At 42.3% G+C, this 21,655-nt stretch carries 16 protein-coding genes and 1 riboswitch; of the genes, 5 read left to right on the plus strand and 11 right to left on the minus strand.

Annotated features, from left to right (window positions below; translation table 11 throughout):
- Positions 1 to 63: 63 nt before the first annotated feature.
- Positions 64 to 3,384 (minus strand): bifunctional diguanylate cyclase/phosphodiesterase, encoded by a 3,321-nt coding sequence (locus tag F9817_RS19390; RefSeq protein WP_161157820.1) that lies wholly within the window; start codon positions 3,382 to 3,384, stop codon positions 64 to 66.
- A 212-nt stretch (positions 3,385 to 3,596) separates the two neighbouring features.
- Positions 3,597 to 4,517 carry an AEC family transporter gene (locus F9817_RS19395; RefSeq protein WP_161157821.1) on the minus strand — a complete coding sequence of 307 codons (921 nt, stop codon included), beginning with the start codon at positions 4,515 to 4,517 and terminating at the stop codon, positions 3,597 to 3,599.
- A 608-nt stretch (positions 4,518 to 5,125) separates the two neighbouring features.
- Here F9817_RS19395 and msrP point away from each other — a divergent pair.
- Both msrP and F9817_RS19405 read left to right on the plus strand, forming a co-directional pair.
- Positions 5,126 to 6,136 (plus strand): protein-methionine-sulfoxide reductase catalytic subunit MsrP, encoded by a 1,011-nt coding sequence (gene msrP / locus F9817_RS19400; protein WP_161157822.1) that lies wholly within the window; start codon positions 5,126 to 5,128, stop codon positions 6,134 to 6,136.
- Entirely contained in the window at positions 6,137 to 6,763 is a 627-nt protein-coding gene (locus tag F9817_RS19405; RefSeq protein ID WP_161157823.1) for a protein-methionine-sulfoxide reductase heme-binding subunit MsrQ, read from the plus strand.
- Between the two features lie 65 nt (positions 6,764 to 6,828).
- Here F9817_RS19405 and F9817_RS19410 read toward each other — a convergent pair whose 3' ends face one another.
- The 4 genes from F9817_RS19410 to F9817_RS19425 all read right to left on the minus strand — a co-directional run bounded on the left by F9817_RS19410 (position 6,829) and on the right by F9817_RS19425 (position 12,029).
- The gene (locus F9817_RS19410; RefSeq protein ID WP_161157824.1) at positions 6,829 to 8,724 is read right to left on the minus strand and encodes an Lnb N-terminal periplasmic domain-containing protein; all 1,896 of its coding nucleotides are present in this window, start codon (positions 8,722 to 8,724) and stop codon (positions 6,829 to 6,831) included.
- 89 nt (positions 8,725 to 8,813) lie between these two features.
- A complete protein-coding gene (locus F9817_RS19415) occupies positions 8,814 to 9,299 on the minus strand; it encodes a DUF3015 family protein (protein ID WP_161157825.1) in 486 nt (161 codons plus the stop codon).
- 202 nt (positions 9,300 to 9,501) lie between these two features.
- Complete coding sequence (locus F9817_RS19420; protein ID WP_161157826.1) at positions 9,502 to 10,542, minus strand: DUF2235 domain-containing protein; 1,041 nt, start codon at positions 10,540 to 10,542, stop codon at positions 9,502 to 9,504.
- Positions 10,543 to 10,718: 176 nt separating this feature from the next.
- Positions 10,719 to 12,029, minus strand: coding sequence for an amidohydrolase (locus F9817_RS19425; RefSeq protein ID WP_161157827.1), 1,311 nt, complete (start codon positions 12,027 to 12,029; stop codon positions 10,719 to 10,721).
- A 255-nt stretch (positions 12,030 to 12,284) separates the two neighbouring features.
- Positions 12,285 to 12,392, plus strand: a riboswitch (Fluoride riboswitch).
- Between the two features lie 388 nt (positions 12,393 to 12,780).
- On the opposite strand from F9817_RS19425, the gene eno reads away from it, so the two are divergent.
- Positions 12,781 to 14,067 (plus strand): phosphopyruvate hydratase, encoded by a 1,287-nt coding sequence (gene eno / locus F9817_RS19430; protein WP_161157828.1) that lies wholly within the window; start codon positions 12,781 to 12,783, stop codon positions 14,065 to 14,067.
- Positions 14,068 to 14,152: 85 nt separating this feature from the next.
- Here eno and F9817_RS19435 read toward each other — a convergent pair whose 3' ends face one another.
- The 3 genes from F9817_RS19435 to F9817_RS19445 are packed head-to-tail and all read right to left on the minus strand — an operon-like array spanning position 14,153 to position 17,137.
- Positions 14,153 to 15,262, minus strand: coding sequence for an ABC transporter permease (locus F9817_RS19435; RefSeq protein WP_161157829.1), 1,110 nt, complete (start codon positions 15,260 to 15,262; stop codon positions 14,153 to 14,155).
- Positions 15,259 to 16,188: an ABC transporter ATP-binding protein gene (locus F9817_RS19440; RefSeq protein WP_161157830.1), complete on the minus strand. Its 930-nt coding sequence runs from the start codon at positions 16,186 to 16,188 to the stop codon at positions 15,259 to 15,261. The genes F9817_RS19435 and F9817_RS19440 overlap by 4 nt, the downstream gene beginning before the upstream one ends.
- On the minus strand, positions 16,181 to 17,137 hold the full coding sequence (locus F9817_RS19445; protein WP_161157831.1) for an HlyD family secretion protein: 957 nt from the start codon (positions 17,135 to 17,137) through the stop codon (positions 16,181 to 16,183). The genes F9817_RS19440 and F9817_RS19445 overlap by 8 nt, the downstream gene beginning before the upstream one ends.
- Before the next feature lie 141 nt (positions 17,138 to 17,278).
- Between F9817_RS19445 and F9817_RS24335 the strand changes: the two genes are divergently transcribed.
- Complete coding sequence (locus F9817_RS24335) at positions 17,279 to 17,935, plus strand: TetR/AcrR family transcriptional regulator (RefSeq protein ID WP_161157832.1); 657 nt, start codon at positions 17,279 to 17,281, stop codon at positions 17,933 to 17,935.
- A 166-nt stretch (positions 17,936 to 18,101) separates the two neighbouring features.
- Here F9817_RS24335 and F9817_RS19455 read toward each other — a convergent pair whose 3' ends face one another.
- On the minus strand, positions 18,102 to 18,884 hold the full coding sequence (locus F9817_RS19455) for a DNA polymerase beta superfamily protein (RefSeq protein ID WP_161157833.1): 783 nt from the start codon (positions 18,882 to 18,884) through the stop codon (positions 18,102 to 18,104).
- Between the two features lie 629 nt (positions 18,885 to 19,513).
- On the opposite strand from F9817_RS19455, the gene F9817_RS19460 reads away from it, so the two are divergent.
- Positions 19,514 to 20,926 carry an IS110 family RNA-guided transposase gene (locus tag F9817_RS19460; protein WP_161157834.1) on the plus strand — a complete coding sequence of 471 codons (1,413 nt, stop codon included), beginning with the start codon at positions 19,514 to 19,516 and terminating at the stop codon, positions 20,924 to 20,926.
- Between the two features lie 183 nt (positions 20,927 to 21,109).
- On the opposite strand, the gene F9817_RS19465 is transcribed toward F9817_RS19460, so the two are convergent.
- On the minus strand, positions 21,110 to 21,655 hold a 546-nt coding region (locus F9817_RS19465), incomplete at its 5' end, for a hypothetical protein (protein WP_161157835.1).

The following is a 21,655-nucleotide window of genomic DNA, read 5'->3' on the forward strand; positions in this document are numbered from 1 at the left end:
GTTACTTGGGTATACCAATAGATTCATTCCCCTAGACCCGCACCTTAGGGGAACGTCGGAACGCTACTGTTTTACTATATTATTCTGCTCAAGGAAGCGATTGAAGTCATTAATCGACATAGGTTTAGCGTAAAGATAGCCCTGACCATATGTCACACCTTCATTGAGCAAGAATTGGTGCTGTTCTTCTGTTTCTATCCCTTCGGCAATAACAGCTAAACCCACCGCATCGCCTAAGCGATGTATAGCACGAGTAATTTCCACATCGTTAATATCGCTCGGTAAATCCATAACAAACGAGCGATCCAGTTTTAATTTTGTAACGGGAAGTCGCTTCAAATAAGAAAGGGAGGAATAACCTGTACCAAAATCATCTATCGCAATCCCCACCCCAAGCTGTCTCAATTGCTGCAACTTATCAATGGCAGATTGATTCTTATGCATGATAAAACTTTCGGTTAATTCAATAATGACATGTTCTGCAGGACATTGTGTTGAATCGAAAATCTCTTTCGCTATCGCAGCAAAATCAGACTGCATAATCTGCTTGCCTGAAACGTTAATCGAAGTGAAGCGCAACTTAATACCTGCTTTATCCCATTGCGCCGTCTGTTTACACGCCTTTTCTAGAACCCACTTACCGATGGAATGGATCAAAGTCGTTTCTTCTGCGACCGGAATAAATTTCATGGGTGAAATGTCACCACGTTTCGGATGATGCCAGCGAACTAGGGCTTCCACACCGATACAACGTTTAGTCGCTAATTCAATGATAGGTTGGTAAAAAAGCTCAAGCTGATTTTTTTCAATCGCCAAACGTAATTCACTTTGTAACTGAGTATGTTCCTGAATCACATTTAACATTTCGTTATCGTAAAAATGGTATTGGTTACGCCCCTCTTCTTTCGAGCGGTACATGGCTAAATCTGCATGTTGCAACAAGTTATCGGCATCCGAACCATCTTCGGGATAACATGCAATACCAATACTCGCGGTGACGAAGAAATCACCAAAGCCAACATCAATCGGGGCTGTCAGTGCTTGCATAAGTTTCGTTGCCGTTTTTTCAACACTTTCACGGCTATCTATATTGTTAAGTAAGACTAAGAACTCATCTCCTCCGTAGCGACTGACTAAATCGTCATCGTGCGTGACGTCGAGCATTCGTTCTGAGACTTGGCATAATAAAGAATCACCAGCCGGATGACCGTAGGTATCATTCACTTGTTTAAAGTTGTCTAAATCAATAAAAAGCAGAGCGAGCTTTGATTTTTTATTCCTTGAATTAACTAGCATTTTACGGAATGTTTCGATAAACAACGTACGGTTAGGAAGATTACTTAGTACATCATAATGAGCGAGATAATGAATACGCTCCTGCGCCTGTTTCTGTTCGCTAATATCGTAAATGGTCGCGATGTATCGCTCAACTTCACCGTGGTGATCATAGATTGTCGTCAAACTCAACCACAGTGGCGTTTCTGTACCACGCTTATGCCGTTGCCATATTTCCCCCTGCCAACGCCCCGTATTTTTCGCGATTCCCCACAGATCATCATAAAATTCAGCGTGATGCTTCTCACCTCGTAAAAATGTAATATTGACCCCGATCAGATCTTCATTACGGTAACCCAATATATGTTCAAATGCTGAGTTCACTTTAATAATGTCACACTCTGCATTCAAAATAACGATGCCGTCCATTGTGTTAGAAAACACATTAGCTGCCAGAACTAACTCAGTATCCGCTTCTTTTCGATGAGTGATGTCCGCAATAGACACCACAGAATAGCGTTTACCTTTTTCCTCAAGTGGGGCTAATGCTACCTCAACAGGAAATTCTTCTCCTGATTTATTTAACGCAAACAAATCACGACCTACGCCCATCATTCTAATCGTTGGTTTCTTCACGTAGTTGTCACGTAGAGCAACGTGATTATGACGATACCTTTGTGGAAGTAACATTTCGATCGGTTGATGAACGATTTCTTCTCTCGCGTAGCCAAACACCTCTTCGGTACGTTTATTGGCAATATCGATAAATCCTTTATCATTCACCACTAACACAGCTTCTGGCATCGTATCAATTATGTTGCTGACATGAGCTTCGCTCTGCTGTAGTGAAAGCTGGGCTTGTTTAATCCCTTCAATATCGCTGAAACTACAAAACCAGTTGTTTCCATGTTGGTCATCTAACAATAACGCAAAGCGAACGCTAAACCACCGGAATTCACCATTGGCCTCTTTTACCCGGCACTGGAATGAAAAATCAGAATGTTGTTTTTTATGAATTTCCCATAGCTCAATCAGCATGTTTTGTTCATCCGAATGAATGGCAGCCATCCATTCTTGACGCAATAAAGAAGAATCAGGCTGACCAGTAAAATCGGACCATTGTTTACTCACAAAGTGACAATACCCAGAATCGGTCATTTCTAACATTAGTTGGGGTAAACTACTCGTTACCTGACGAAAATGTGCTTCACTTTTTTGTAATGCTTGTTCTGCAATTTGTCTTTCAGTGATATCCTCAAACACCAAAATCGCACCGCTAATTTCCGATTTATTGAGGCGATAAGGCATGATATTAAGCGAATACACATAATGTTCAATCGTCTCTAAAGTTAAGCAATATCGTTCTCCTGAGTGCACCACATACTTAATTTTGTCCAGTACTGAGGTGATATCAAAGTGCCAATACAAGGTTGATATAGACTGACCCAATAAAATATCGGCATTAAACAACACCTCTGCACAACTGCGGTTATACTGGATAATTTCTAAGTTTTGATTCACGACAATTAAAGGCAAAGAAAAGCTTTCTTTAACATAATGCAAAGCGGTATTAATTTTTGTTAAACGTTCGTTATCTTGCTTAAGGTCGGCACATTCTTTAGCTAACATTTGTCGCGATGGTTCTGCATCGCTCATGGTGGTGAACTTAACGAATGCATCCCGCTGAGTTTGTAGCAGTATGCTGCTCAGTTCGCTGGTTTGTGAGAGTAACATTGCACTTTCAAGCTTTTGTATCAGCGGCAATATCATAATAGAAGGTAAGGTTGCGTCCCCCCATGGAGAATGGATATCTAATCCTAAATGATGGTCTTCACTGCGAGATATTTCCACGACATGCAATTCATTACCTGAGATTTCATCCCTATGGAGCACCACATTAACACTAGGGTACATTTCATGCAGAGTTTGAAACACTGATTCATTCAATGTCGTCAGAGTCACATGCCAATGCCCATTCGGTGCTATTTCATCGACCAAATTATCAATGAGCCCCTTTAAATCAAATTCAGGCCACAGATCCACTCGAACGAGTAATACCGGCAATTGAGAAGCCGTTACTGGAGATGGAACGTTTTTCTGATTTATCATATAGTTAGTCACTTACCTTCTATTTTAGGATAAAACATATCTCGTTATACCTGATTCATCTTGAATACAGTGAATGACCAAAATTCAGTGACAAGATAGTAGAATTATAACGGGTAATTGAGAAATAGAGTGTTTCGTAAGCAGAAACCATTTCTGTACCCAGAATAAATGTGATGAACTTATACTATTTATATCTCTCATTACACCATTTTTTACGCGGTCGTGTACATCACCGACAAGTAACTCATAATGATTACCCCACTGATAATCGTTAAGCTGTTTGTGAATGCGGATAATTGAATATCAGCGTCTAAGCGCACTGAATAAATTGGCGCTAACGCACTTGCCGGCGCAAAGACCACCACAGATAGCACTTGCCGAGTTAATAGATCAAACGGCAGTAAGTAATAAGCCGTCAGTGAAAATAGTATCCCCCAAGCTAAACGCATGACCGTTAGACCAACGGCCATTTTAAACTGGCTGCTTTCAACATTAGGATTAAATAAAACGCCTAACATAAACATCGCCAAAAATGGTGTCGCAGCACCGATCGGATGCAATATTTGGTTGATGACATCTGGGACTTTGACATGTATCGACGCAAGAAAGAACATGACAATATACGTACAAAATGGAACGGATTGAGAAAGGTTTTTTATTACACCTTTGATACCCATCGCATTACCTTGGCTATTAGGTAACAAGTATTTAATGAGAACGTAAGATCCTCCTGTCACTAATAAGGCATTGCCCGTATCAAAAATAGTGGCCAACACGCCACCAGCATTACCAAAATAAAGCTGAATGAACGGCAGGGCAAAACAACCGATATTAAACCCAGTAATATTTAACATCGCTACAGCACGTGTACGATTGACCATTTTGGGCGTCAAATAATAAATAACATAAATGGGTATTAAGCTAGCAAAAAATCCAAATAGGGCGATTCCAACCAAATGCTCAGTAGATTTTAATGAAGCAAACGTGACGATAATGGTCGCAGGTAAAGTAAGGTTCATTAACAGCTTATTAACGACCTGGCCTTCTTTAACGGTCACAAATCCAATCTGTTTTAATGTATACGCTAACGCAATGATAAATACGAAAGATAAGGGCCCAATGAATTGGCTCATAACCACCGCCTAAGATGAAGATAACTTGTAACAAAGAATCTTTTCATCATACCGAGCATTACCTAGCAAATATCTGACAGTAATAGCAATTTAGTCTCATGCCCAAAAAGACATCTCGGTTTTTCGGTTCAATCGAGAGGCATTTTGCATGCCCCACTGACCCGATGGGAAATGGACATCAACCCACGCAACTAACCACACCATGATTCACTCCCTGTCTTTGTGATCATCCGTATCCATCCTAGATAACGGCAATATTACTCATTGAGTAGTGTTCTACCTTCAATGTACTAAAAAGTTGTCAATATTTTCGTGCTTCTTAGCGTCGATTTATCCGTTTCAACATAGTTAGTCTCTGTCATATCCATCTTCCGTAGGTGTTTCAACTACTGAATGCTTTTAAACGACTGAAAACGCTTGGATACATTAAAGTAAAAATAACTGTAATGAATAAACGCTAAGGTTCGTCTAATTAGTAAAGAACCATACAAGGCAGTGATCTAAATGCAACTAGCAGCGTATTGAACTAACCATAAATTGCTAATGTCATAACACTGTCGCTACATTTAAAATAACGGGTATTGGAATTACACTCAGGGAAAAACGCTATGTCGAAGTTATTTAAACCGAGTCGTCCAGAAAAAGAGCACCAAGTCACCGACGAAAACATCTATAAAAATCGGCGCACCTTTCTAAAATCGTTAGGTTTTATCGGGGCTACTGCAGCTCTAACACCACAGGCCAGTGCGTTTAATTTCTTTGGTGATGACGACGAGACGTCAAAATCCACCTTCCACACCCAAGATCTCTCGTTTGCACCCGCCACCCAATACAAAACGTCGGAAACTCAAACTCCCTACAAAAAAGTCATCACCTACAACAACTTTTATGAATTTGGTACCAGCAAAGACGAGCCTGCAAAATCATCCCAAGCGTTTAAGGTCGATCCTTGGTCACTGACCATTGAGGGTTTAGTCGAAAAACCCATCAAACTTAGCTACGACGATCTGCTCAAACGGTTTCCTTTAGAAGAGCGTATATATCGGCTGCGCTGTGTAGAAGCCTGGTCGATGGTAATACCTTGGATTGGATTTGAACTTGGCCAATTACTTCAACAAGCCAAACCACTCTCATCAGCTAAATACGTCGCGTTTGAGACTCTGTATGATCCTAAGCAAATGCCAGGGCAGAAAAGTCGCTTTATTGGCGGCGGGCTTGATTACCCCTATGTAGAAGGTCTTACTATTGAAGAGGCAACCCATCCATTAACCCTGCTTAGCGTTGGATTATATGGAAAAACATTAATGCCCCAAAACGGCGCGCCAATTCGGTTGGTCGTGCCTTGGAAGTATGGTTTCAAAAATATTAAATCCATAGTGCGGATCAAATTGACCGACCAACAGCCGCCTAATACTTGGAACTTACTCGCACCTCATGAATATGGATTTTACGCTAACGTTAATCCCAACGTCGATCATCCGCGCTGGAGTCAAGCAACCGAGCGACGTATTGTCGGCGGAGGTTTACTTTCTACTCAACGTATCGATACCCGCATGTTCAATGGTTATGATGAAGTGGCCAGTTTATACAAGGGCTTAGACCTAAGGAAAAATTTCTAAATGGCATTTAGATACACACTACGTTTTAGTCATTGGCAAAGAATTGGACTCAAAACCGGCATCCATTTACTCGCTTTCGGTTGGCTATGTTGGACATTTTGGCTCGGCGTTCAAGATAGATTAGGGGCAGATCCTGTCAATGGTTTGTTGCATTTTACCGGATTTGGCGCCATCAATTTACTGCTTATTACCTTAAGCCTCTCCACTGTAAGTCGCTATTTGGGTGGTGAATTGATGCGTTTTCGTCGTCTAATCGGCATCTATACCTTTGTGTATGCGCTATGCCATCTCCTCACATTTGCGGTATTTATTCTTGGCCTGGACATCAACAGACTGGGTAATGAAATTGCCGATAGACCCTACATCACGGTAGGCTTTAGTGCGGTGATCATCTTACTCGCATTAACTATCACCTCACCCAACCGTATTCGTAAAAACATGGGACGCCACTGGCAGCAGTTACATAATTTGGTCTACATCGCCCTATTTTTAATGCTGCTACATTTTACTTGGGCTGAAAAAACACCTTGGGGTACACCCGTCTACTATTGGATATTGGGGGCCGCAATCATGTTACCCAAAGCCGGCAAAATAAAACGACTATTGATAAAAAAAAACCTGCGATAACTCGATATACCTAAATGACCTCAAAATGCAGGGTTCAGAGCTTCATCAACGAGCCCTAGTCACGCTCAATAATAAAAATAAGCAATCATTGAAGCAGTGGCTTGATGGGTTGCCCAATCTTGGTAACCCACTTGCATTCTGAGTGCGGTATTCGTTGTTAGGGACCAATTCCACGTTGCCGTAATATCACTGTGATCATTGGCGTTACCACCGATAAGTGCCAACCACTCACCTTCAATACCAAAACGATGCTCATCGTTAAAAGAATAGAGCAATCCCGCACGAGCTCCCACACCAGGGACCCAAACATTATCAGTTAAAGGCCCTTGGTTTAATTCTCCACTGAGCAAACCATAGAAATGCAGCTTTTCTGCTCTTCCCCAAGCTTTCCCCATACCACCATTCAACAACCAGCGATGTTTATCGGTACCATCCGGTCGATCAACACCTAACTTAATATTCCATGCCGTACTTTCAAAGACGCGATTACTCGGTGCTAAAGCCATTGAATCAACAATATACCAGTGATCGATTTGTGATTGACCCGCATCGTCAACACTTACCTTAAGATCGCCAAAGCTAATTTGTGCACCTGGGATAAACCCTTTTTGCGCATCATATAAATCATGATAAGACGGTCGCCACTCCAGTGAAGTACTGTGGTTTTTACCTTGATATAAGTTACGTGCGATACCGAAACGTGCAGACCCATGCCCTTGATCTGGTGACGTATCAGGCTTAGTAACAGGCGGGAATGGCGATGGTGCATCGATTTTGCTTCTCGCGATCAAAATACCCGTTAAACGTCGTGCAGTAGATTGACGTTCTAAGCCTTCATCATACAACTGAAAATTGAGCCATTCATAAGCAAACTCCAGAATTGCAGCGTGTTGGCTCGGGGTAAATGCCTCTTTATCTGGATAGAGGCCATGCTCTTTCAATGCTTTGGCGGCGCGATAGACCCTTTCGTCGACTAAATCTGATTCATGTAACAGGCGAGTACCAAAAGCAGCTCGATAATCTGGACGCTGGGTTAATCCCGCTGAAACCAACGCTTTTACGGTGTCCGAAGGCGTCGCGGAATAAGTGAATTCACTCACCAAATCAAGATCATGATTCGCCAATTGCAACAGTGCTAACAATTGATAAGAACAGTTTTCGTCAAGAAAATAATAATCGAATTCAGCTTGCTCTAACTCCCATAGGTGCTTCAAGATTCGATCGACCTCAACCGAAGAAAAGTTAAGCGGATATTCCCAAATATCACGAGATTCAATATCGTTATATTCGCGCACTTTTTTGTAATAAGGCATCACTGTAAATCGACCTGGGTAGGATCCAATTAACCCTTTTAAAGCGTATAACGCGGCGTTATCATCGGTTTGCGGTTGCGCGGCAAAATTCACTGCGTACGCAACTAACTCACTATTTTTATTCTGATGTTTCGCATCAATACGCAATAAGGTATGACCAAACATCGACGATGGGTTATTCATAAACGCCGTTGGGAACACCAACGTCAGCTCGTCTGGCGAAATCGCCTTTTGCCACTTATTTAATTCTAGGCAATCTAATGTTGGAATAGCACGCCCCTGTTGCGCTTCTAGCCACGTATAACGTGCTGGGAATAAACAGCGATAACGCTGCTTGTCTTTATTCTGATACAGAGCTTGATAGGTTGCTTCAAGCTCCTTTTTGGGATCTGTCTTTCCCTGTTGATCAAGAAAAAAAGTCGCAGAATCAACGGTACTGACATATCGAGAATTCATTCCCGGCAGCGAAATAGCAGGTAAGTAATGACCGAGTTTAAGCCAATAGGCATCTTTACTTAACGTTTGGATGTCAATTGGCTGGCCTTGTTTTACAACGGATGTCTGAACAGTAGCAGCCAGAGAATAAGCAGCAGGAATCGCTGTGGCCAACAATGCGCAAACAAAAAATACAACACGCGATAGAGTCATAAGTCAGCAAATAACGTCAATTTGATGGAGCGTTAAAAATGAGAAACAGCGCCTCGAGAAGAGGCACTGTATAAGAAGAACGGGAGTGCTTAAATTGCGTAAGCTGATAGTTTCTCGTCTTTGGCAATCAGGTGATTTAGATTGTTAAGTACGTCATTAGACGTGACGTTTTCAGAACTAAATACCGTTGCAAAGTTTTGTTTAGCCATTAAGTTGAAGTTCGCTTTATCTTCATCTTTAATACCCCAAACTTCAGATAAGTTTGCTAGCGTTTCCCCCTGACCTTTGGCAATATCGCGCGCCAAGTTGTCCATGTTTCCATCAATGAACATAGCCAGTTTTTGTGCGGAATCGATCGTACCAGTTCCATCACAACCTAATGTACCGAAAGTAATACCAAAGGTTTGGTTGCCGGATGTACCATTGGTGGTTGCCCCTAAAATCTTAAAGACTTTGCCAGACTTACCATCAAAAATCATCGTCCCCAAACCACAACCAATATCATCATCAGCCATTGCTAAGTGAGATAAAGGTAAGGTTGCCGCTAACGCTACCACTGCGAATAGTTTTTTCATGAGTTAAATCCTTAACCTGTATTAAAAACCAAAATGTTCAGGTGAAAACGCTATCACCGTCATTTCAGGCTAGGTCAAGAGATTCTATTCGCCAACAAAATAGCGAGTTAACATTGATATCTAAGGAATAGAAACACGATGCCATCAAAGTTATGTCTACTCAGCTGATAAGATTCTCAATATTGACACATAAGAACATGAATCAATCACTTAAAGGAATCGCATCCCACCCGTGCTGATTCACCCAAGTTTCCAACTGAGGCGGTCGATAATTTACGTCCATTTCGTAGCGAAGCTTGACACTAGAATGAATAAACGTTGGCCTGTCGGGGACATTTAATCGTCGATGCAATGGTCGTTTAAAACGGTATAAACTGGCTCGTGATTCATGTAATTGGCCATGTTCTCCTTCCGTTAACGAATCCCACAAATGGGGTTCAAAGTCTAACCCCGCTTTTTGCGCTTCGGTCAGCATCCAACGTAGTGAAATATCAGCAACACTGTAACCAGAATCATGGTCTGGGGCGTAAGAACCGCCAACATCGCCATGAACACCGGCAAACCAAATTTGTTTAAGATCAACCCCTTCACGGGGAAGCCATAGCGTGGGTTCAAAATCTTCACGTTGCTCATCTATCGATAATGCATGGCGTGCTATACGAACGTTTGGCCCCATTTTTGTATCGTAAAACTCATCTTTACCATCAAATAGTCCGAGCATACCAAAAGGAATACCCAATGCGCCTACCGTATCCCAAACACCAACGAAATGAACCGTATTCTCTTGATGTGCAAACTCTCGTTTAAACGTTAAGGACGTGGCACCTTGAGGGTGGCAACTCGGAGAATAATCTTTATAAATATGCCAAGCTTTTGAAATCATGTTGGCGTGCTCTCGGCGTAAAATGCCGCAATTATGAATTAACCCCGCAAGCGCTCGCATGCTGTAAGCGCCACGACTGAAACCAAACAGATAAATTTTATCTCCAGGTTCGTAGTTATGAACAATGTACCGGTACCCATCGAGAATATTTTTGTGAATCCCATGTCCGGTGATGCCTGCACTCCATTGATCGTGATAAGTACCTAAGCCCCAATCATAAAAAACATGTTGATGGGTTTGCTGCCCCAGAGGAGAGACACCACGAGCAAGCTTGAGCACATTAGAGGGAAAGTCTTTACTGATATCATCTTCAGGACGATTCCAAGTTCCATCAGAACACACTGCGATATTGGCCATCATGACACTCCTGCTTCACTGGAGAAATACAACCTAGACAGCGGCAGTGTAAAAGAGACGATAAACCAATAAATAGCGAGTTCAGCTCGACGCGAGTCACCTCAAAAAACGAATCAATATCGACACACTTCCCATGAATAAACAAGAAATGCGTCGCAACTATAATTTATGTACAAGTATTAATGCACAAGCTTAAGGTACATCCCGCCATAAATGGCTGCTGCATTGACCATCACCCGTTCATCGACATCCAGTGCGTTACTATGTAAACCGCCTTCCACCGGAGTCCCGTGAATGACGTAAACCGACTGACCGCCTTGAGATTGAACGTAATCAGCGAGTAAGGTGAAGTCTTCCGATGCATTAACTGCATGCTCATCGACAACGTCATGAATCAAAGAAAGTTCATGCCCAACTTCAGCCGCCAACGCTTCCATCTCTGGTGAATTCTTACCTGCTAGTGATTCGACCACCAGCTCAGTATCCAACCCCAACTCATAAAGATCAGCACTGGCTTGCATGATGGATTCAACCCGTTGGTTTAGATAATTGAACACTTCGTCAGTGGAAGCTCGGATCTCAACCCATAGCTCAGCTAGTGGTGCAATAATATTCCAACTGTCTCCGCCATCAATTTTGCCTACATTCACTCGCCCAGTACCCGCACTGTGAGGCGCAATTGCATGCAAATTAAGCGTGGCATTCGCGGCACCAAGTAAAGCATTTTTACCTAAATGAGGTTGTCCCGTAGAGTGCGCCGCTTGACCAATAAAGCGAAATTTCCAGCGTTTAACCGCTAAAATATTGGTTGATTTAGGAGAGAACGACCCCGCTTGAGGCATATTAGAGGCAACATGTCCGCCCATTAAATAATCCACGCCATCAAGCACACCTTTAGGGATCATCGTCCGAGCCCCCGATAACCCTTCTTCATCGGGCTGAAAAATGAATTTTATCGAGCCTTTAATTTGCTCACGATGTTGAGCAAAATAATGGGCTAACATCAATCCAGTACAGGTATTGATATCGTGGGCACACATGTGGGCAAATCCCGGATGGCATGACACATACTCTTCTTGTACCGCTTTACGGGAAGGATCGGTACTTTCGGTAATTCGCAAGCAGTCAATATCAAAGCGATACGCCACCGTGGGCCCCGGTTCATTGCCAGTAATCACTCCGACCACACCGGTTAGGCCGCCTTTAGCGGGGGCTAGATATTTGGCGTTAGCTCCGTAATCTAATGCCGCTTGGTATTCCTGTTCCAGCACTTCACTGGGTGGAACAAAAAGACGGTGACTCCCATCAATAATGTCAGTCCCTTGAAATATCTCGTATCCCCAGTTGGCCAGCTTCTCGGCTACGGTAGCCGTTGAGTAAAATTCTAACCAGCCAGGTTGTGGATGGCGGTGTAAATCTCGATGCCACTGCTGTGCAGTTTCAAATTGCTCAAGCAGTTCCTTTTCCAAAAGTTTCAAAAGTTCAGACATTTATCTTCCTATTATTGCTGGCTACTTTGCTCACTTACCACCCTATAGGAAAACCAAAATAATAATTTGGGTCAGATCATGATTTCGACACCTAATTGATAATAAATATCATTACCAACCTAACTAATATCACTAATTTTTGTGATCTCCGAAGGTAATTTTCGTTATTTATCGGAGTATGCTGCAAAGCAGAAACAGAATTTAGGTCATATCAGGATATTGATTGTGACGTTATAAAAACGTCATAACGCCGTAATGACGCAAGGTGATGGCGTACCACCTTACCCCAACCGCTGTAATAAGAACGTGAATATCAACACTGTGTTTATTAACGTTTATACAGCTGATGACGCCTGATTTGACGGACTTTCTGAGTTACGAGGATCAGGCGAGTACTATCTCTCAACTATGCACTCATCCCCGCGGCTCTTGTATTAACAGGAGACCCATGTGGATTATTTTCAGTTGCCATTAACCGCCCTAACATACTGTCGCCTAAGACTATATTTGTGGCGTTGGATATCTGCTGGCAAGCGCTGCCTGTGCCCATATCACTCTCTTGTTAACCTCTTTTCATTGAACCATCAATGCTCGATATTCAAGACGATTATTCACGCCTTACACCGAGTAATGATGACTTTCCCGCACTGTTTTATTTCTGGCGATAGGCCATCCGCATATGAGACAAGAGATGAGCTACTGTCACTGACTCAGTGCGCGACAAAAGTAAACAATATTTGGAGACAACCTCATGAGAAATACTATCAATGATATTAAAGCGCGCGAAATTCTCGACTCACGTGGTAACCCCACCGTCGAAGTCGAAATCTATTCCGATTCAGGATTATCGGCTCGTGCCGCCGTTCCATCAGGTGCTAGCACAGGGTCTCGCGAAGCCATTGAATTGCGAGACAATGATAAAGCCCGTTACCACGGTAAAGGGGTACTAAAAGCTCGTAACTATGTAAACAATGAAATCAAAGCGGCATTACTAGGAAAAGACTTTACCAATCAAGCGGAAATTGACCAAACCATGCTTAACCTTGATGGTACTGAAAACAAAAGCAAACTCGGAGCAAACGCCATTTTAGGGGTTTCCTTAGCCAGTGCACGTTTAGGCGCACTCGCAACGCAACAACCTTTATATCGTTATTTAGGTGGTACGAATGGCAACTTACTCCCTGTTCCTTGTATGAATATTATGAATGGTGGTGTCCATGCTCGTGGTCAAGGAGCTGATTTCCAAGAATTTATGATCGCTCCTTTTGGAGCAAGTACGTTTACCGATGCCGTACGTTGGGGCAGTGAAATTTATCAATCGCTGAAAGACATCTTGCTCAAAGCAGGCATAAGTACTGCTATTGGTGATGAAGGCGGTTTTGCACCTGCCGTCGAAACCAATCGCCAACCTTTACAATGGATTGTGCAAGCCATTGAAAAAGCGGGCTATCGCCCAGGCGAAGATGTCGCTATTTGTATGGATCCCGCTTCAAGCGAATTTTATCGAGATGGTAAATACCATTTACGTACTGAAGGTAGCCAACTGACTTCGCAAGAAATGACCCATTACTACGAAGAACTGCTGCATCAATTCCCAATTGCGTTACTTGAAGATGGGCTAGCTGAAGATGATTGGCAAGGCTGGCATTATCTGAATGAAAAATTAGGCCATAAAATTGAGTTAGTCGGTGACGATTTATTTGTCACCAATGTGAAATACATTGAACGGGGCATCAAAGAAAATGTGGCTAATGCGGCCCTAATTAAACTCAACCAAATCGGTAGCTTAACTGAAACGTTTAATGCCGTTCACTTATGCCATGAAAATCGCTGGGGAACCTTTATTTCTCACCGCAGTGGTGAAACGGTTGATAGTTTTATTGCCGATATGACAGTTGCCATGCGTGCTGGCCATTTAAAAACTGGCGCACCATGTCGTGGTGAACGTGTGGAAAAATACAACCAATTAATGCGTATTGAAGATGCACTCGGCAACGCCGCACAATATGCGGGTAAAAAAGCCTTTAATCATGCCTAAGGCAAAAATGACTGATTAATCCCTATCAGCCTAATCCTTATCAAGCTATATAACAGAGCCCTACTCTATTAGGGCTCCTTTTTCATTAATCCAATGACTTTTTAAATCGTTTGGCAGCAACAAACACGCCCAATATGGCAAAGCAACCAAGCCACAAGCTGTCTTTCCATAGATCGGCCAAATCAGCGCTACGCAAAACAATACCGCGGATCAGGCGCATAAAATGGGAAGCTGGCAAGGCTTCTGCTACCCATTGAGCAGCGACGGGCATCGCTTCATAAGGCGTTAAGAACCCGGATAATAGAATCGAAGGCAGTAATACAAATAATGTCATCTGCATGGCCTGTAACTGGGTCATTGCAACGGTGGAAATGAGAAGCCCTAAGGCCAGGCTTGCTGAAATAAAGAGCAGAGCGCCCAACATAATTTGGCTAATCTCCCCATTGATTGGCACTTTAAATATAAAGTGACCTAAGGTGAGGATAATCACCACCTGTATCAAACCAACAAAAATGTAGGGAATAATTTTGGCGATCATGAGCTCTAACGAACTCACTGGTGTGGTTATCAGTAATTCTAAGTTACCTTGTTCACGCTCTCTTACCACTGCAACACTGGTAAACAGAACCATAGTCATACTTAAAATGACGGCTAATAACCCAGGAACAATATTTACAGCCGAGCTTCTTGCTGGGTTATAAAATAGCGCCACTTTAAAGGTACTCGCAGCGCTGTTCTGAACTTGCTGATTAGCGGTTTCATCGAACAAGGTGAAGGGTAAATTTTGTAACCCCATAATCGCAGAGCTGATCGTACTATCCGAACCATCAACCATCCATTGCCCTAAGGTACGGTTTTGTTCCATACGCTGGTTAACATCTTTAGGAATCACTAATGCTGCGCGAACTTCCCCCGACTGAATCGCATATTGGGCCTGCTTCGGAGTCTGATATATATGAGTAAAATCGGCAACTTGCGACGCTTCTACGGCCGATTTCAACATGCGACTTGTATGGGTGTGGCTCATGTCAACTAACCCAGCAGGTATGTTTCGCACATCCATATTAATGGCATAACCAAACAGAGTCAGCTGGACGAGAGGAATCACCACAATCATAGCAAACGTGATACGGTCACGATAAAGTTGGCGTACCTCTTTAATAATGATTGCCCACATCCGGGTTAAAGCACTCATTGCCGTCCCTCCCCTGTGACTGAAACAAAAACGTCTTCTAAAGTTGGCCTTGCTATGGTGAGTTCAGCATTTTGCAAAGATGGGAATTGCGACTTTATCCAACCAATAGGATCGGAAACATGTTGATATACCAATACCCGAAGACGCACACCTAACTGAGCAGCCGAGCGTACATGAGACCCATGCTGCAGGAGCTTTTGTTTCAATAAGCGCAAATCATCGGCTTTAATTTCAACAATATTAACTCCCATTTGATCCATGAGCTTTTCCGGTTCACCATCTGCGCGCATTTTGCCCGACTCCATGATGGCAAGACGATGGCAACGTTCCGCTTCATCCATGTAATGCGTTGTGACCAAAATGGTGGTTCCAGCTTCTGATAGATCAAATAACCGTTCCCAAAAATCACGACGGTTTTCCGGGTCCACTGCTGAGGTCGGCTCATCAAGAAACAGTAACTCTGGGTCATTCATCGTGGCACACGCTAGAGACAAACGCTGCTTCTGCCCGCCACTCATACCAAAGGCTTTCTGATTACGTAAGTTATCCAAACCATACGTGTGAATTTGTTCTTCACAACGTGCTTTTAGCGCCTTTTTGTTCATACCAAAAATGGTGCCCATAAACTGCAAGTTTTCCTGTACGGTTAGATCGTTATACAGTGAAAATTTTTGCGTCATGTAGCCGATTTTTAAGCGCAATTTGTCCGCATCTTTTGGCACTTGATAGCCAAGTACCTCAACCTTGCCTTCTGTCGGATGCAGCAGCCCAGTGAGTGTTCTGATTGTGGTCGATTTTCCACACCCATTGGGTCCCAAAAATCCGTAAATACTGCCTTTGGGTACTGCTAATGAAATATCGTCGATAGCGGTAAAATCACCAAAGCGCTTCACAATGTGTTCTGCTTTTATGGCTAACTCAGTCATGGGCTTTATCCAAATCTACCTGAACTGGAATACCTGCAGGCAAGGATGCGCTCGAATCAGGCAAACTTATTTTGGTGAGATAGACCAAACGCGAACGGTCGCTCGCACTCATACTTTTATAACTGGTAAACGCCGGCTCTTTCGACATCCAATGAATTGTGCCCGTCACCGCCTTATCTGCACCATCAATATGCACCGTCACTTGGCTGCCAATAGGATAACTCGCAACAAACGGTTCTGGCATATACACGCGTGCGTATGGAGTGGCCCCTGCTTCGATAATCGCTAATACTGCATTGGTTGCGACTCGTTCGCCTTGATTGTATGGCAATGAATCAAGCACGCCATCGCGTGTGGCCTTTATTGTCAACTCTTCCAAGCGATGTTGTTGTAATTTCAATTCGGCCGTTGCAGCCGATAATTTTGCTTTGGCGACTTCAATATCTTCCGTTCTGTAGCCTGAAGACAATTTTTTCAAATTTTGTACCGCTGCCGCATAGGAAGCGCGGGCTTCATCACGATCCGCTTGAGCATTATCTTTTTCCGACTGAGAACTCAACTTACGAGCGACAAGCGCGGCAATTCGCTGATAATGCTTTTCTGCGTTTTCCATATGGACTTTGGCATTATCCACATCCGCTTTGGCTGACTCTACATCTTCGATGCGTTCACCGTTGAGTAATTTATTTAAGCTTACCTGAGCCTGCAATTGCTCCGCTTTTGCTTTTTCCACCACGGCTTGTTGGCTAATCGGTGATAACTGAACCAGCACATCACCTTGATGTATTGGCTGCCCTTCCTTAACAGGAATGGATTGGATAACCTCGCTTGCTGTTGCTGTCAGCGATACACGATCGCGCTCCAATGTTCCCAATGCTTGCGGCTTCTCTTGAGGTGAGCAGCCCGCCAATATCAACGTCAATAAGGCACAAATAAAACCATTACGCATAGTCTGATTCTCGTCGGTCAAGTCCGGTTTTAGTAGAGAACAACCAGATGAGATGACCTTAATTTTGTTTAGTTTAAATTGAATTTAAATTTAAACTAATTTATCTTATAACAAAAATCAAGCAATCTAAGTGACTGTATTATGACCAAACGCAAAACATCGACGCGTGTCGACGGCGAGATCACACGCCAACGCATATTAGAAGCGGCTGGACGACTTTTTGCCGAAAATGGCTTCGCAGAAACCACCAGCAAATCTATTGCGACAGAAGCCGGTGTCGATTTAGCATCTATTAACTATCACTTTGGTAGTCGTAATGGTCTTTATCAGAAAGTGCTTGCCGAAGCACACAGCAGCATCATTGATATCGACAAATTACATGATATTTTGCAGCGGCATACGGAGCCTAAAACACAACTAAAAAGTTTCATCGCACTGCTTTGTGATTCCGCTGGGCATGGTAAAGGCTGGCAGGCGCAAACGTTGGCTCGAGAAATCCTCGCCCCGACATCGAATTTATCGATTTTATTTTCCGAAGAATTGGAACCCAAGATTATGTTGATTAAGCAGTTAATCAGCAAAATCACCAACATTCCTGTTACGTCGCCAGAAGTTTCGGTGTGCCTAATCAATATTATGGCACCCTGTATTGTGATGATTTTGGGAGGAACATCTATCCCTGGCCCCCTACACGAAGCCTCTCAGCTACCGCAAACTGAGATTATCAATCATTTTTATCGTTTCGCGATAGCTGGACTAGACGCGACGGCTGAACACTACCAAAAAGCGCACGCCTGAATGATTATAAAATCACATTGAAAGCAAACGCCCATTCATGCCCTGAAAGAGGTTAAACTTAACTCTTTGATTAAGAGATAAATATCTCATATTAAGCTCATTGGGATATATGACGAAACAACAGCAAGGTAATTACCCTGCTGTTGGGCATTGTGAAAAGCTTGTTTTAGAATGATGGACTGAACTTTCCATCAATCGTTTCAATAAAAAATTGATTGAGGAGGGTGAAATCATTAAGTGTTTTATCTTGCTCTTGCGCCTTATTTTCGTATGTATCCAGTTCATTACTGATAAAATCACTAATCAGGTCAATACGAGGGGCATAAGCAGATTCAAACCCTTGGCGTTTATCATCTAACAACTTGGTAATAGCTTGCTTAAGTTCATTATCCGTGATGAGTTCATTGACTAAAACTTCAAATTCCATAGGTACAACTCCCCTATTTTGCTCAATCCATTTCATCGCCAAAATTGGACGTAATACATAGAAGTATTTCTTAACCCTTACTATCTCACCTTGTAAAAACTCTCGAAAATTACCTTTCGCCATATGGGAATAATGGTAAAAACACGCCCTAGGATTATAAAATTGTGGAACGAGTTGTTTTAGTGCTTGAGTAAACTCATCGTTTTGACGATAAACCATCGGAGAGTTTAACCATTCAATCAAAGCTGGATTAGATTTTCTTAATAACTTTAATGCCTTTTTAAGATCCCATCCATTAATATCTAACAACTCACTGATTGGCTGTTCAACAACATCTCGACAATATTCATGATCGACGCGTAAATACCAATCACGATTTCGTACATATATAAACCGAACATCATAATCACTATCTGCGGAAGGAAATCCCCAGGCTCGACTGCCAGATTCGCATGCATAAAGAATACAAATATCCTCTTTTTGTTCTATCTCTTGTAAGTTTTCTAGTATTTTTTCGCGCACAGCCCTAACTCCTAAGCCAAACTATCTATAATGAGTAATGATTTTTCGCCACAATAGCGAATTTCCCCTCGTATCTTCACTATTTCCTATGTAAATGGGGACCAGATCTAAAAACAGCTTTAGTATTTTTGCGGCATGACGTGAAGGCATATACAGCAATATTATTAATAATTCTATCGGTTAGAATTAATAAAAAACGATGGGTTGTTAAAAAGTTTTGCAAAATGTAGCAATTTATAGTTACTCCATTCCACAACTTCTGGTTTACCAAAACCAATGAAAGGTGGAACATGCTTCTACTGATTACGAATATGCATGCGAAAAGCATTCGATGCTCATAACAATACATTCGAACCAGTAGAGGCAACTCGATTTCATCACNTTATAGTTACTCCATTCCACAACTTCTGGTTTACCAAAACCAATGAAAGGTGGAACATGCTTCTACTGATTACGAATATGCATGCGAAAAGCATTCGATGCTCATAACAATACATTCGAACCAGTAGAGGCAACTCGATTTCATCACGCATACTCAGGGACTGCCGTTCCACCGACTCTCTATAATATCTGCGAGAAACGAGTTTTCAGCACGTTCCAAATTCTAATTTACTCTTCGGAGGCTCACCATGAAAGCGTTCTCTCCATCCGATTTTCCTGTTCTAATCGGCATTGATTGGGCTGACCAAAAACATGATATTTGTGAAATTCTTCCTAACCAAACNTCACCGACTTTTTATGTCATTTCATCCAAACCTAATGCCATTCATGATTGGGCTACACAACTCAAATCGCGATTTCCAAACCAAAAAATCGCCATCGCTTGTGAGTTAAAAAAAGGGCCTCTCATTTATGCCTTAGAGCAATACGATCACATCATTTTGTTTCCCGTCAATCCAACCACCGTCTCTAACATCCGCAAAGCTTTTGCCAGTAGTGGGGCTAAAGATGACCCGACCGACGCATTCATTATTGCCGAATTACTCCAACGAAATATGGATAAATTCTCGCCTCTCGTTCCAGATCAACCTTCTATCCGAGCCATTACCCGGTTAGTTGAAGGACGGCGAAAACTCGTGCAAAATCGTGTCGATTTAACTAACCGAATCACTGCACTACTTAAAGAATACTACCCACAACCTGTTGAATGGTTTAAAGAAAAAGACACCGAAATTTTCTGTGACTTTATTACTCAGTGGCCCACACTTGAGCGAGCACAACAAGCGAGACCATCCACTTTACTTAAGTTTTTCAACGCTCATAATGCCCACTATCCAGAACGTAATCAGCGTCGAGTTGAACAGATAAAATCGGCAGTGACGCTCACTCAAGACCAAGGCATTATTGCCCCAAACACGCTCATGGTTATCATCTNGAGACCATCCACTTTACTTAAGTTTTTCAACGCTCATAATGCCCACTATCCAGAACGTAATCAGCGTCGAGTTGAACAGATAAAATCGGCAGTGACGCTCACTCAAGACCAAGGCATTATTGCCCCAAACACGCTCATGGTTATCATCTGTATCGAACAATTACGCCTGCTCATCAGAGCTATTACCGCCATTGATAAAGACATAAAACAACGCTACAAAGCCCAAAAAGACCGTGCTATCTTCGATAGCTTCCCCGGTGCAGGCCCTCAATTAGCCCCCAGATTACTCGTCGCATTTGGGACTAACAGACAACGATACAATAATGCCGCTGAGCTACAAAAATATGCTGGTATTGCTCCTGTGATTGAACGCAGTGGGAAAAAATCATGGACTCACTGGCGATACTGTTGTCCTAAATTCTTGCGACAAACGTTTATCGAATGGGCTGGGCTTTCTGTCCGTTTTTCATTTTGGGCAAAAGCGTTTTATCAGCAACAAATCGAAAAAGGGAAACCACATAATACAGCGATAAGAGCACTCGCTTTTAAGTGGATTAGAATTGCTTTTCGATGCTGGAAAANCAGTACACCGTATGACGAAACTAAGTATTTAGAGTCTTTAAAAGCAAAGGGATCACAGCTTCTCACTTACGCATTAAATGGCTAAAATTTTACTTGTTGTCCATCTCAGGGCGTGTTGTTANTTAGAATTGCTTTTCGATGCTGGAAAACCAGTACACCGTATGACGAAACTAAGTATTTAGAGTCTTTAAAAGCAAAGGGATCACAGCTTCTCACTTACGCATTAAATGGCTAAAATTTTACTTGTTGTCCATCTCAGGGCGTGTTGTTACATGCCTGCACTTTCGATTTGACTAAATATCCAAGGTGAGACGTGACCTCTTAAACCTGATATTATTTTTTGTATTTGATGATAATCAGGATCTTCTTGATCCATATTTGCTAGAGCAGTTTGTTTAATGTAAATAGCAGTGTCTCTTGGAATTCCTTTTGCAATAAGGTATTTAGTTATCTTACTGTAAGCTCCATTTTCAATAATACTTAGTATCGAATTATCATCTTCAGACATATCCGATAATGGTTTTAGTAACATAGGCAAACCAAAACACACTTTTGATGAGATAATTTGTACTGCTTTATCTATTTGATCACTAGCATTATCAGTAAAGTTGCGCTCCATTAATATATCTCTAAGGAGGTTTTCTTTCCCCCAGTCTGTAGCATACTTACAGATACTCCAGATATATTTATCTAACTGTTCACTATCTTTATTTAGATTTGAAATGTACTTATTAAAATAATAAGGCATGATTTGTGAAAATGTTATAGTTGCATTTTTAAGAGAGTCAAGAACATCTCTATCCCATATATTTAC

This window comes from Vibrio eleionomae (genome assembly GCF_009874545.1).
GTDB lineage: Bacteria > Pseudomonadota > Gammaproteobacteria > Enterobacterales > Vibrionaceae > Vibrio > Vibrio nitrifigilis.